The organism is Burkholderia sp. BKH01 (assembly GCF_025685725.1).
GTDB lineage: Bacteria > Pseudomonadota > Gammaproteobacteria > Burkholderiales > Burkholderiaceae > Burkholderia > Burkholderia pyrrocinia_C.
Genome location: NZ_JAOTQT010000003.1, coordinates 474,912 through 486,984 on the forward strand (window position 1 = coordinate 474,912; position 12,073 = coordinate 486,984).

Here is a 12,073-nt window from a genome sequence, read left to right on the forward strand (position 1 = left end):
GGCGGAGGCGTCGTTACGCGGCCGATGCGTGTTCCGTGCCGGCTTTTTCGCGCGCCGCGACCAGCGTCCGGATACGCGCACGATCGGCGGCCGTCTCCGGCGTGAAAATCACGAGCGTCAGGTCGGGCCGGCCGTTTACCGCGAACGCCGAGTATTCGAGCGCGATTCGCCCGACGGCCGGATGACGGATCTCCTTGGTGCCTTCCTCGTTCGCGCGGATATCGTGATCGCGCCACAGTGCGTCGAACTCGGCACTCGTTGCACGCATCTCGTCGACGAAGGCCTGCACGGTTTGCGTCGCACCGCCGCGCGCGACGTCGGCGCGAAACGCGCCCACCGCAAACCGCGCGACCTGTTTCCAGTTCGACTGCGCATCGCGCACGCGCTGATCGACGAAGATCAGCCGCAGGATGTTGCGCCGCTCCGGCGGCAGCGTTGCATAGTCGGTCAGCGTCGCGGCCGCCGCGTCATTCCATGCAACGACGTCCCATGTCGCCGAACGCACGATCGCGGGGCTCGCTTCGAGCGAATCGAGCACGTGCTGCAGGCGCGGCGTCACGCTGTCGGTCGCGTGGTAGCGCACTTCGGGCGGATGGCCGACGCCGATCAGGAACAGGTGCTCGCGTTCCGCTTCGTTCAGCAGCAGCGCGCGGGCGAGCCGGTCCAGCACGTCGGCCGACGGTGCGCCGCCGCGCCCCTGTTCGAGCCACGTGTACCACGCGGCGCTCACGTGCGCGCGCTGCGCGACTTCCTCGCGCCGCAGGCCCGGCGTGCGGCGGCGTGTGACGGGCAGGCCGAGCGTGGCCGGGTCGAGTTTCTCGCGGCGATCCCGAAGGTACGCGCCGAGCAGGTTGTCGGGTGCGTCTGCCATAGCCTGTTAGTTCGTTTACCGGTAAACCGTCACGTCTTCATCGCGAGCGGCCGTCGACGGATAGTAATCCTCCATTCCATCCGGAGGTGCTGAACATGCGTGTTTTTGTCACTGGAGCATCGGGATTCGTCGGCTCCGCCGTCGTTGCCGAACTCATTGCCGCCGGCCATTCGGTACTCGGGCTTGCACGGTCCGATGCGGCCGCCGCGTCGGTTGCAGCCGCAGGCGCCGATGTCCATCGCGGATCGCTGGAGGATCTCGACAGCCTGACGCGCGGCGCCGAAGCCGCCGATGCCGTGATCCACACGGGATTCAATCACGACTTCTCGCGCTTCGCGCAGAACTGCGAACTCGACCGCCGTGCGATCGAGACAATCGGTGCGGTGCTCGCGGGCTCGGCGCGGCCGCTCGTCGTCACGTCGGGCCTCGCGCTCGTCGCGCCCGGCCGCGCGGCGACCGAGGACGATCCGCACGTGCCGGCGTCGCCGACCTATCCGCGTGTATCCGAAGCCACCGCGGCTGCGTTGGAAGCGCGCGGCGTGCATGCGTCGGTCGTGCGCCTGCCGCCGTCCGTGCACGGCGACGGCGATCACGCGTTCGTGCCGCACCTGATCGCGGTCGCGCGGGAGAAGGGTGCATCGGCCTTTATCGGCGATGGCGGCAATCGCTGGCCGGCCGTGCACCGGCTCGACGCGGCACGCGTGTACCGGCTCGCGATCGAACGCGGCGCGGCCGGTGCGCGCTATCACGCGGTCGACGATACGGGGGTGCCGTTCCGCGAGATCGCGGCGGTGATCGGCCGCCGGCTGAACGTGCCGGTCGTCGCGAAATCGGCGGCGGAAGCCGGCGAGCACTTCGGCTGGTTCGCGATGTTCGCGGGGATGGATGCGCCCGCAACCAGCGAGCATACGCGTGCATGGCTCGACTGGGCCCCGAAGCAGCCGGGGCTGATTGCCGACATCGACCGGCCGCGGTATTTCGAAAGCTGAGCAGGCGGTGCGCACGTGACCATCGGCATGGCGCCGACCGTGCGCGCGGCCATGCCCGAATCCTTCAGCGTGCCTTTCCGCACGACGCTTTCGATGCCTTCACCGATCGGCGCGGCCGGCCGGTCGCTTGCGCCGATCACGAACTCGAACTGCGACAGCGCCGCCGAGAGTCGGGCCGCGCCGGAATGACGATCGTCTTCGCGAGCGCGGCCGCGATATCGAAGCGCAGCCGGCCCTTTGGCGCCGCGCGTCATTCGACCGGATGCAGATCCTGCAGCAGCGTCGGCACGAGTTCCGACACGGTCGGGTGGATGTGCATCGCGCGGCTGATCGTCGTGTACGGCGCGCCGGCGGCCATCACGTCGAGCATCCCGTGCACGACCTCGTCGCCCGTCACGCCGAGGATCGACGCACCGAGGATCGCGTGGCTGTCCGCGTCGACGATCACCTTCATGAAACCCTGGCTTTCGCCTTTTTCGACCGCGCGGCCGACGCGCGTCATCGGGCGCATGCCGACGAGCAGCCTGCGGCCCGTCTGCTTCGCTTCCGCGAGCGTCATGCCGACGCGGCCGAGCGGCGGATCGATATACATCGCGTACGCCGTGATGCGGTCGGACACCTTGCGCGGATCGGCATCGAGCAGGTTGGCGGCGACGATCTCGTAGTCGTTGTATGCCGTGTGCGTAAACGCGCCGCGCCCGTTGCAGTCGCCGAGCGCCCAGATGCCGGGCACGTTCGTGCGCAACTGCTCGTCGACGCCGATATAGCCGCGCGCGTCTGTCTCGACACCCGCACGGTCGAGTCCGAGATCGTCGGTGTTCGGCACGCGCCCGACCGCGAGCAGCAGGTGCGAGCCCGCGACCTCGCGGCCGCCGCCCGCGCAGTCGAGGCCGACCGCGATGCCGTTGCCGTCGCGTCGCGCGCTCAGGCAGTTCGCGTCGAGCTGCACGTCGATCCCTTCGTTTTCAAGGATCTCGCGCACGGCCTGCGACACGTCGTCGTCCTCGCGGCGAATCAGGCGCGAGCCCTTCTCGATGATCGTGACCTTCGACCCGAAGCGGCGATACATCTGGCCGAATTCGAGCCCGACGTAGCTGCCGCCGACGATCACGAGATGCTCGGGCAGGAAGTCGACGTCCATCATCGTCGAGTTGGTCAGGAACGGCACCGAGTCGAGGCCCGGCATCGGCGGCACCTGCGCGCGTCCGCCGACGTTGATGAAGATGCGTTCCGCTTCGAGCAGTTCGTCGCCCACGCGCACCGCGTCGGCGCGCTCGAATCGGGCATGGCCCTGAAACACGGTCGTGTTCGCGAGGCCGCGCACCCATTGTTCGACGCCGTGGTTCGAGCGGCCGGAGATCTGGTCCTTGCGCGCCTTCACGGCTTTCATGTCGACGGTGACGGGGCCGCCGACCGACACGCCGTATTCTGCGGCGCGCCGCGCGAGCTGCGCGGCGTACGCGCTCGCGATCAGCGTCTTGGTGGGGATGCAGCCGGTGTTCACGCAGGTGCCGCCGAAACGGCCGCGTTCGACGATCGCGACTTTCATCCCGGCGGCGGACAGCCGCGCGGCGAGCGGCGGGCCGGCTTGCCCGGTGCCGATGACGATCGCATCGAAGTGTTGCGTCATGACGTCCTCCTGCGCGGGTGCAACGAGGGAAGGGGCCGGTGCAGGCGTATGCGGTGCCGGCGGTCGTCCGAAGGGCGACGAGCGTCTATGGTAGACCTGTTGGCGGGCCATCGCGAGTTGACGCGATTCGGCTGATGTGGACCAGCGCTCACCCGGGAAGCAGTACTGCGGCTTCCGGTCCCGGGCGATGCGAATCCCCATGATGCGTCCCTGCATCGACCTTCCGGGGCAGCGTGGCGTCAGGGTTTCGATCGACCGGTTCTCTTCCGCTCCGGTGCCGCGTTGCGCACGTCGACCGGAACAAACGGCGCCTCGAAGTGCTTGACGAGAAAGTCGATGAACGCGCGGGCACGAGTCGACTCGTTGCGTTGCCCCGGGTAGTAGACGAACAGGTCCGCGGAGGGCAGGACGACGTCGGGCAGCACGAGGCGAAGTCGCCCGCTCTGGATGTATTTGGCGAGATCCCACTCGGAGCGGATCAGGATGCCGTGACCGTCCAGCGCCCAACGCAGCACGATGTCGCCGTCATTGCTGGAGAGCGAGCCGCTAACCTTCAACGCCTCCAGATGATCGTCCTGCATGAATCGCCAGACGCCGAATGCATCGTCGTTCTGCGTGTGGATGATGCAGCGGTGATGGGCCAGATCTTCCTTGCGCTGCGGGACGCCGTTTCGCTCGAGATACTTCGGCGACGCGCACAGAAACCGGCCATTGCTCATCAGGCGCCGAGCCCGCAAGCGCTGGTCCGGCAACTCGCCGAACCGGATGGCCAGGTCGAACCCACCTTCGACCAGGTCGACCGGGCGATCGGTAACCACGAACTGGACATCGACGTTGGGATAGCGCTTCGCGAATTCAGACACCAGCGGCGCGATGGTCGTGCGCCCGAAGCCAAGCGTCGCATTGATGCGCAGCCGTCCGTGCGGGTCCGACGGCGTCCCGGCGATCGCGTCCTCCATCTCCCGCACCTGATCGAGAATCTGCGTGGCGTACCGCGCATACATCTCGCCTTCCGGTGTCAGGCTCACGCTGCGGGTCGTCCGGTTGACCAGCCGCTTGCCGAACCGGTCCTCGAGGATGCCGAGCCGCTTGGTCGCCGCGGGAGGTGTGATCCCGAGAGACCGCGCTGCTCCCGACAGGCTCTTCAGTTTTGCGAGCTGGATGAAGAACTCGAAGTCGGATGTCGAATCAGTTCTCACTTTTGGTAAAAAATGAAATGAATTAAGGTGAATTATAGGTCGTTCCCCGCGGACTATGCTCCGTCTCATTGCAGCAACGTGCGTGCAATCGAGATCGCCAGCAAACGTGTCAGTCCAGGAGACGCCACCATGAGAATCGTCGAGATTCGCGAAATAACTGTTCCGATCAGTTCCCCGATCCGGAATGCCTACATCGACTTCAGCAAGATGACGCTGAGCCTCGTCGCCGTGATTACCGACGTGATCCGCGACGGCAAGCCGGTCGTCGGCTATGGCTTCAATTCGAACGGCCGCTATGGCCAGGGCAAGCTCATGCGCGAACGCTTCATCCCGCGCATTCTCGAAGCCGATCCCGGCTCGCTCGTCAACGATGCTGGCGACAACGTCGACCCGCACAAGATCTGGGCGACGATGTTCACCAACGAAAAACCGGGCGGCCATGGTGAACGCTCGGTCGCCATCGGCACGATCGACATGGCGGTGTGGGACGCGGTGGCCAAGATCGAAGGCAAGCCGCTGTTCCAGTTGCTGGCGGACCGCTACGGCGACGGCCGGCCGAACCGCAAGATCTTCGTCTATGCGGCGGGCGGCTACTACTATCCGGGCCAGGATCACGAGAAGCTCAAGGACGAGATGCGCAGCTACATCGACCGCGGATACACGGTCGTGAAGAAGAAGATCGGCGGCGCGTCGCTCGATGAAGACCTGCGCCGCATCGACTCGATCCTCAGCGTGCTCGGCGATGGCCAGAAACTCGCGGTCGACGCGAACGGCCGCTTCGATCTCGACACCGCGATCCGGTACGCGAAGGCGCTCTCGCAATACGACCTATTCTGGTACGAGGAACCGGGCGATCCGCTCGACTTCGAACTCCAGGCGACGCTGCGCAATTACTACGACAAGCCGATGGCGACGGGCGAGGACCTGTTCTCGATGCAGGACGCCCGCAACCTGATCCGCTACGGCGGCATGCGCGCGGATCGCGACTGGCTGCAATTCGACTGCGCGCTGAGCTACGGTCTCGTCGAGTATCTGCGCACGCTCGACATGCTGCGCCAGCACGGCTGGTCGCCGAGCCGCTGCATTCCGCACGGCGGTCACCAGATGTCGCTGAACATCGCGGCCGGCCTCGGCCTTGGCGGCAACGAGTCGTACCCCGATCTGTTCCAGCCGTACGGCGGCTTCCCCGATGGCGTGAAGGTCGACAACGGCTTCATCACGATGCCGGACCTGCCGGGCATCGGCTTCGAAGGCAAGGCCGACCTGTTCGCGGAAATGCAGAAGCTGTCCGCATAAGCCGCATCGGCACGGTGCGCCGGACGCTCGCGGCGCACCGCATCACATAACAAATAGTCGGGCAGGCGAGATCGGCGTCGGCGTTCACGGTGATCGGCTGCATCGCCGGCGCGCAAGCGATTTCCGAAACAGGGGCCATGCACAGGAGACAGTCATGCTGGTATCACGCATTCGCAGAACGCTTTCCAAACTCTACGTCCAGGTTCTGATTGGCATCGTTGCCGGCGTCCTCGTCGGGCATTTCTATCCCGATATCGGATCCCAGCTCAAGCCGCTCGGTGACATGTTCATCAAGCTGATCCGGATGCTTCTCGCGCCGATCATCTTCGCGTCGGTGGTGGTCGGCATCGCACGCATGACCGATCTTCACGAAGCCGGCAGGGTAGGCGTGAAGGCCATGCTGTATTTCGAAGCCGCGTCCACCGTTGCGCTCGTGGTCGGGATGGTGGTCGTCAACGTGATCAAGCCGGGCAGCGGGATGAACGCCGATCCATCGAGGATCGACAGTTCCGCGATCGCCAGCTACACGCATGCGGCACAGCATCACGGAGCGCTCGATTTCCTGATGAGCATCGTGCCGGGCAGTGTCGTCGGGGCGTTTGCGACCGGCGAGATACTGCCGATCATCTTCTTCTCGGTGATCTTCGCGATCGCGCTCGCGAAGCTCGGCCCGCGAACCGCGCCGCTCGTCGACATGCTCGACATGTTCCTGCAAGGGATGTTCGGCGTCATACGCATCGTCATGTATGTCGCGCCCGCGGGCGCATTTGGCGGGATGGCGTTCACCATCGCCAAATACGGCATCGGCACGCTCGCGCAGTTCGGGCAACTCATGCTGTGCCTGTACCTCACGTCGATCCTGTTCGTCGCCGTCGTGCTCGGCCTCGTCATGCGCATGTGCGGGTTGTCGCTGTGGAAGTACCTGCGCTATATCCGCGACGAGATCCTGATCACGCTCGGCACCGCATCGACGGAAGCCGTGCTGCCGCAGATGCTGCTCAAGATGGAGCGCATGGGGTGCTCGCGTCCGGTCGTCGGCATGGTCTTGCCCACGGGCTACACCTTCAACGCGGACGGCACCGCGATCTACCTGACGATGGCGTCCCTCTTCATCGCACAGGCATTCAATATCCGCCTGTCGATCTGGGATCAACTTCTGCTGCTCGGTGTCCTGCTGCTCACGTCGAAGGGTTCCGCAGGGGTGGCCGGCGCAGGTTTCGTCGCGCTGGCGGCGACGTTGTCCACGATGCACCAGGTGCCCGTGTCGGGTCTGGTCTTGCTGCTCGGCGTCGATCGCTTCCTGAACGAAGCGCGCGCCGTGACCAACCTGATCGGGAACGGCGTTGCCACGGTGGTGGTAGCCCGCTGGGAAGGGGTGCTGGATATGGACAAGGCGCGAGCCGTTCTCGATCGGCGGGCCGGATCGGACTCGATCGTCGCGAGCGAGGGCGACGCGGGCGTGCCGGCGCCGGAGCGGAGCGCGCAGGCGAGTGCGCCGGGCATGCAATCGAATTTCCGCTAGTCGCGACGTTTGCTGTCGTTCGCGTACTCCCTGGGCGTTGCGTCTGCCTGCGGGATTTCGCCGGTGTCGGTGCCTGCCGTGCGCCGTTCAGTCCTTGCGTTTCCATTGACCGAACGTGATCGGCCGGTGCGAGTCGGCACGCGTGACGGTGACGTGGTCGGGCTTGTCGTCGAGTGGAAGCGATTCGGTGACGATCTGGTTCGAAAATACCCAGCCGTGCGTGCGCGGGTCGTAGCGGAACGTCACGTAGTCGCTCCAGTGCTGTCCGCACGCGACGACGTTCTGCACGGTGAAATAGCGGCCTTTCACGGAGAGGCCGTCGTCGGCGAACTCGAACGGGTCGCACTGGCCGCCTTCGTTCGCGCGCAGGACTACCTGGTCGTTGCGCGCGGCGAGCCGGAACGCGTGGTCGGGCTGTTCCTCGTAGATCAGCAGCGGGCGCGGCGACGGCTGCTCGCGCGTATCGACCGCGCGATGCACGACGATCAGAAAGCTGTGCCGCCCGTTGCCGAGGTCCGGGCCGGCTTGTGCGATGAACGGCTCGTAGCCGGCCGGCAGTTGCGCGGCGATCGACTTCGGCAGGTCGTCGGCGCGGGCGTTGAACGAGAGTGCGGCAAGCAGCGGGACGAGGGTTCGGCGTGTTGTCGTGCCGATCACGGATCCCGCCCGGGAAAGCCGGTGTCCGGCACTGGATTGAAGGCGATGGACGACACGGGCATCGTCGGGATAACGGGCGGTGCGGATCTCGATCATGGGCGGCGGCGCGGGATGACGGGAAAGAGGGCCAGCATAGCAGCGCGCGGCCGCTTTCGGCCACGCGCGAAGCGTGCCAGAATCGGCGGCTGGACCGTCGGGAACGACACGCAGGCGCCGGCGCATCGGCGTCGCTGAACAAGGAGACTTCGATGACTGCATCGGCTGCCGTACTCGCCATCCTGGCCGCGCTGTGGCTCGGCGCGATGATTCCGGGCCCGAGCTTCGTGCTGGTTGCCCGCAATTCGATCGGGCTGTCGCGCCGCGACGGGCTCGCCACCGCGCTCGGCATGGGCATGGGCGGCATCGTGTTCGGCGGCGTCGCGCTGGCCGGGCTCTATACGTTGCTGCAGGCTGTCGAATGGCTGTATGTGGGCCTGAAGGTCGCGGGCGGCGCGTACCTGATCTACATGGCGTCGAAGATCTGGCGCGGCGCCGACCGGCCGATCGCGATGGACGATCCGCAGGCCGCGGCCGGCGGCAGCGCGCGCAAGTCGTTCTGGACGGGCCTCACGACCCAGCTCAGCAACCCGAAGACGGCTATCTGGTACGGCAGCATCTTCGCGGCGCTGCTCCCGCAGCATCCGCCGCTGTGGTGTTACCTCGCGCTGCCGCCGCTCGTGTTCGGCGTCGAATTCGGCTGGTACACGATCGTCGCGCTGTGCTTCTCGACGCGCCGGCCGCGCGAGCTCTACCTGCGCGCGAAGAAGTGGGTCGACCGCATCGCGGCCGGCGCAATCACGCTGCTCGGGCTGCGGCTGATCCTGAACGCACCGAAAGCGGGGATCTGAGCGCTTCGACGCCCGATCCGTATGCACGGCGGGCGGCCGTTCATCCGGTCGGCCGCCGGAGCGAACCGCCCGAACCGCGCACCGCGCTTCCGGGAACCGCCGGTCGCCCGGGAACGCGTTCTTCTTCCTCATGACACACCGGGAGAGGCTCCCGGCGACCAGACTCGACCCGAGCGGCCCGAAAGGCCCGAGCGACCCGACCCGACCCGACTGCGCGCCGAGCCGAGCCGCCGCCGACGGTGGTCCCGGCTACCTGCCACCGCCCGCGGAGCCTTGCGCGACGGGCGTTCGCGTGTGTCGCCCGGTGCGCCGGACGGCGCCGCTTCCCCGATTCTGGCGGTCGCCTCCCCGACGACGTGTAAACTGCTGCCTTTTTTGACGGTTTGCAGCATGGTGCAAGCTTCCCCGCGCCCGGCATTGAGCGGTCCGGCCCTCGTCCGGCTGCTCGCGCGCCTGGCCGATGCCGACGTCGCGGAATCCCGGCAGACGCTGTCCGACCGGCTGAGCCAGTGGCTCGGCTGGACCGACGCGATCACGCTGTCGTCCGCGTTGAGCACGAGCCCGCCCGGCGTCGCGGCCGGCGTGCGCGGCTACGACGCGGAGCGCGACTGCGCGCGCGTGCGCCACGATCTCGCGCAGGCGATCACGGCCACCAACCGGCCGCGTACGCGGCGCCGGCCCGGCGACATGTCGCCGCCGGCTGCCGACACGGCCGATTTCGCGGACTTCCGCCAGCGTTATCTGTCGCTGCAGCAGGAGATGGAAACGGCGATCGGCCAGTTGCGCGGCCGCCTGCGGGTCGCGCTCGCCGCGCGCTCGTCCGGGATGGCGCGGCTCGCGACGCTCGACGCGATCATGGAGCGCGTGCTCGGCGCGCGCGAGCGCAGCCTGCTGTCGGCCGTGCCCGCGTTGCTCGGCACGCGCTTCGGGCGGTTGCGCGAAGCGGAACGGCAGGCGCTGGCCGACGCCGAATCCGCTGCCGCTGCCGCTGCCGCTGCCGCTGCCACCGCAGCCGCTGCCACCGCAGCCGATGCAGCCGATGACGGCGCGCTTGCCGACGCCGCGGCCGTCGCGGCGATCGTGCCCGGCGCATGGCTCGACACGTTTCGAGACGAAATGCAGAGCATCCTGCTTGCCGAACTCGAAGTCCGGTTTCAAACGGTAGAAGGGCTGCTCGCGGCCCTTCGCACCTGCTAATCAACACGCTCTATGTCCAGAATTCGCATTGATCTCGTTGTCTTCGTCGCCGGTCTGCTCGCAGTGGGCTGGATCGGCGTCGGCTATGTCGCGTCGAACCCGCTGGCGACGGCCGTCACGCTGCTGATCGGCGCGTGCTACGTCGCCGGCGCATGGGAATTGCTGCGCTACCGGCAGGCGACTACCACGCTGTCGCGCGCGGTCGCGGGCCTGGCCGAGCCGCCCGCGAAGCTCGACGCGTGGCTCGACACGCTGCACCCGGGCCTGCGCGGCGCGGTGCGTGCGCGAGTCGAAGGCGCGCGCGTCGCGCTGCCGGGCCCGGCGCTCACGCCTTATCTCGTCGGCCTGCTCGTGCTGCTGGGCATGCTCGGCACGCTGCTCGGGATGGTGGTGACGCTGAAAGGCACGGGCGCCGCGCTCGAAAGCGCGACCGATCTGGACGCGATCCGCGCATCGCTGATCGCGCCGGTGAAGGGCCTCGGCTTCGCATTCGGCACGTCGATCGCCGGTGTCGCGACGTCCGCGATGCTCGGGCTGCTGTCCGCGCTCGTGCGCCGCGAGCGGATCGACGTGGCGCAGCAGCTCGACGCGAAGATCGCGACGACGCTGCGCGTGCATTCGTCCGCACACCAGCGCGACGAGTCGTTCCGGCTGCTGCAGCGCCAGGCCGACGTGATGCCGGCGCTGGTCGATCGGCTGCAAACGATGATGACGACGCTCGAGGCGCGTAGCGTCGCGCTGCACGATCGCCAGCTCGAAAGCCAGCAGGCGTTTTTCGACCGGACCGAGCGCGCGTATGCGGGCCTCGCGTCGAACGTCGGCGATGCGTTGAAGGAAAGCGCCGCCGAAAGCGCGCGCGTGGCCGGCGCCGCGCTGCAGCCGGTCGTCGCGGCGACGATGACGGGGCTCGCGCAGGAGATGGCCGCGCTGCGCGACACCGTGACGGGCGCCGTGCAGCGCCAGCTCGACGGGCTGACGGACGGCTTCGAGAAGACCACCGGCAACGTGACGGCCGTCTGGAACCGCGCGCTCGACGAACAGCGCCGCGCGGGCGACGCCGTCGCGCAGCAACTGCAGACGACGCTCGGCCAGTTCACCGACACGTTCGCGCAGCGTTCGACGGACCTGCTCGACGGTGTCGCGACGCGCCTCGAATCGACCGAAGGCCGCCTGTCGGACGCGTGGCGCGAAGCGCTGTCGCGCCAGGAGCAGGTCGGCGAGACGCTGGCCGGCCAGCACGCGCGCGCGCTGGGCGAAGCCGCCGCGACGTTCGAGCGGCATTCGGGCGCGACGCTCGCCGCGATGCGCGAGTCGCACGCGGGGCTGCAGACCGAACTGGCTGCGCGCGACGAACAGCGCCTCGCCGCGTGGAAAGACTCGCTGGCCGCGATGGCGACGAAGCTCGGCGACGAATGGCAGCGCGCAGGCGTGCACAGTGCAGGCCGTCAGCAGGAAATCTGCGACGCACTCGCACAAACGACGCGCGATCTCGCCACGCAGGCCGCCACCTTCGAACAACGCTCGAACGACCTGCTGTCGACGATCCGCGATTCGCACACGGGTCTGCAAACGCAACTCGCCGCACGCGACGAAGAACGCCTGTCTGCATGGAACGATTCGCTGACCGCGATGGCGACGAAGCTCGGCGACGAATGGCAACGCGCAGGCGTACACAGCGCGGGCCGTCAGCAGGAAATCTGCGACGCACTCGCACAAACGACGCGCGACCTTGCCACGCAGGCTTCGACCTTCGAACAACGCTCGAACGATCTGCTGTCGACGATCCGCGATTCGCACACGGGTCTGCAAACGCAACTCGCCGCAC

At 67.5% G+C, this 12,073-nt stretch carries 11 protein-coding genes; 7 read left to right on the plus strand and 4 right to left on the minus strand.

All coding sequences use genetic code 11. The features are described from left to right. Positions 1-13: 13 nt before the first annotated feature. The gene (locus tag OEJ37_RS07825; protein WP_263343828.1) at positions 14-871 is read right to left on the minus strand and encodes a helix-turn-helix transcriptional regulator; all 858 of its coding nucleotides are present in this window, start codon (positions 869-871) and stop codon (positions 14-16) included. Between the two features lie 95 nt (positions 872-966). Here OEJ37_RS07825 and OEJ37_RS07830 point away from each other — a divergent pair, with 95 nt between their 5' ends. Together OEJ37_RS07830 and OEJ37_RS07835 are read left to right on the plus strand one after the other, a co-directional pair. After that, on the plus strand, positions 967-1,860 hold the full coding sequence (locus tag OEJ37_RS07830) for an SDR family oxidoreductase (protein WP_174420688.1): 894 nt from the start codon (positions 967-969) through the stop codon (positions 1,858-1,860). A 27-nt stretch (positions 1,861-1,887) separates the two neighbouring features. Next, entirely contained in the window at positions 1,888-2,049 is a 162-nt protein-coding gene (locus OEJ37_RS07835) for a hypothetical protein (RefSeq protein ID WP_263343829.1), read from the plus strand. Positions 2,050-2,110: 61 nt separating this feature from the next. Here the strand turns inward: OEJ37_RS07835 and OEJ37_RS07840 are convergent, their stop codons facing one another. Both OEJ37_RS07840 and OEJ37_RS07845 read right to left on the minus strand, forming a co-directional pair. Further along, complete coding sequence (locus tag OEJ37_RS07840) at positions 2,111-3,490, minus strand: FAD-containing oxidoreductase (RefSeq protein ID WP_263343830.1); 1,380 nt, start codon at positions 3,488-3,490, stop codon at positions 2,111-2,113. 239 nt (positions 3,491-3,729) lie between these two features. Next, entirely contained in the window at positions 3,730-4,689 is a 960-nt protein-coding gene (locus tag OEJ37_RS07845) for a LysR family transcriptional regulator (RefSeq protein WP_263343832.1), read from the minus strand. Positions 4,690-4,818: 129 nt separating this feature from the next. Between OEJ37_RS07845 and OEJ37_RS07850 the strand changes: the two genes are divergently transcribed. Both OEJ37_RS07850 and dctA read left to right on the plus strand, forming a co-directional pair. Continuing rightward, positions 4,819-5,985, plus strand: a complete 1,167-nt coding sequence (locus OEJ37_RS07850; RefSeq protein WP_174420684.1) for a mandelate racemase/muconate lactonizing enzyme family protein — start codon at positions 4,819-4,821, stop codon at positions 5,983-5,985. A 154-nt stretch (positions 5,986-6,139) separates the two neighbouring features. After that, positions 6,140-7,507: a C4-dicarboxylate transporter DctA gene (gene dctA / locus OEJ37_RS07855; protein ID WP_175917508.1), complete on the plus strand. Its 1,368-nt coding sequence runs from the start codon at positions 6,140-6,142 to the stop codon at positions 7,505-7,507. An 87-nt stretch (positions 7,508-7,594) separates the two neighbouring features. On the opposite strand, the gene OEJ37_RS07860 is transcribed toward dctA, so the two are convergent. Beyond that, a complete protein-coding gene (locus tag OEJ37_RS07860; RefSeq protein WP_263343833.1) occupies positions 7,595-8,164 on the minus strand; it encodes a hypothetical protein in 570 nt (189 codons plus the stop codon). Positions 8,165-8,412: 248 nt separating this feature from the next. Here OEJ37_RS07860 and OEJ37_RS07865 point away from each other — a divergent pair, with 248 nt between their 5' ends. The 3 genes from OEJ37_RS07865 to OEJ37_RS07875 form a co-directional block, all read left to right on the plus strand. Beyond that, positions 8,413-9,051: a LysE family translocator gene (locus OEJ37_RS07865; protein WP_111019664.1), complete on the plus strand. Its 639-nt coding sequence runs from the start codon at positions 8,413-8,415 to the stop codon at positions 9,049-9,051. Between the two features lie 390 nt (positions 9,052-9,441). Further along, positions 9,442-10,248 carry a DUF3348 domain-containing protein gene (locus OEJ37_RS07870; protein WP_263343835.1) on the plus strand — a complete coding sequence of 269 codons (807 nt, stop codon included), beginning with the start codon at positions 9,442-9,444 and terminating at the stop codon, positions 10,246-10,248. Between the two features lie 12 nt (positions 10,249-10,260). Beyond that, on the plus strand, positions 10,261-12,073 hold a 1,813-nt coding region (locus OEJ37_RS07875; RefSeq protein WP_263343836.1), incomplete at its 3' end, for a DUF802 domain-containing protein.

Coding starts and splice junctions, on each gene's coding strand:
- OEJ37_RS07825 (WP_263343828.1), bottom strand. CDS start 871: ATGGCAGACGCACCCGACAACCTGCTCGGCGCGTACCTTCGGGATCGC.
- OEJ37_RS07870 (WP_263343835.1), top strand. CDS start 9,442: ATGGTGCAAGCTTCCCCGCGCCCGGCATTGAGCGGTCCGGCCCTCGTC.
- OEJ37_RS07830 (WP_174420688.1), top strand. CDS start 967: ATGCGTGTTTTTGTCACTGGAGCATCGGGATTCGTCGGCTCCGCCGTC.
- OEJ37_RS07850 (WP_174420684.1), top strand. CDS start 4,819: ATGAGAATCGTCGAGATTCGCGAAATAACTGTTCCGATCAGTTCCCCG.
- OEJ37_RS07865 (WP_111019664.1), top strand. CDS start 8,413: ATGACTGCATCGGCTGCCGTACTCGCCATCCTGGCCGCGCTGTGGCTC.
- OEJ37_RS07835 (WP_263343829.1), top strand. CDS start 1,888: ATGGCGCCGACCGTGCGCGCGGCCATGCCCGAATCCTTCAGCGTGCCT.
- OEJ37_RS07840 (WP_263343830.1), bottom strand. CDS start 3,490: ATGACGCAACACTTCGATGCGATCGTCATCGGCACCGGGCAAGCCGGC.
- dctA (WP_175917508.1), top strand. CDS start 6,140: ATGCTGGTATCACGCATTCGCAGAACGCTTTCCAAACTCTACGTCCAG.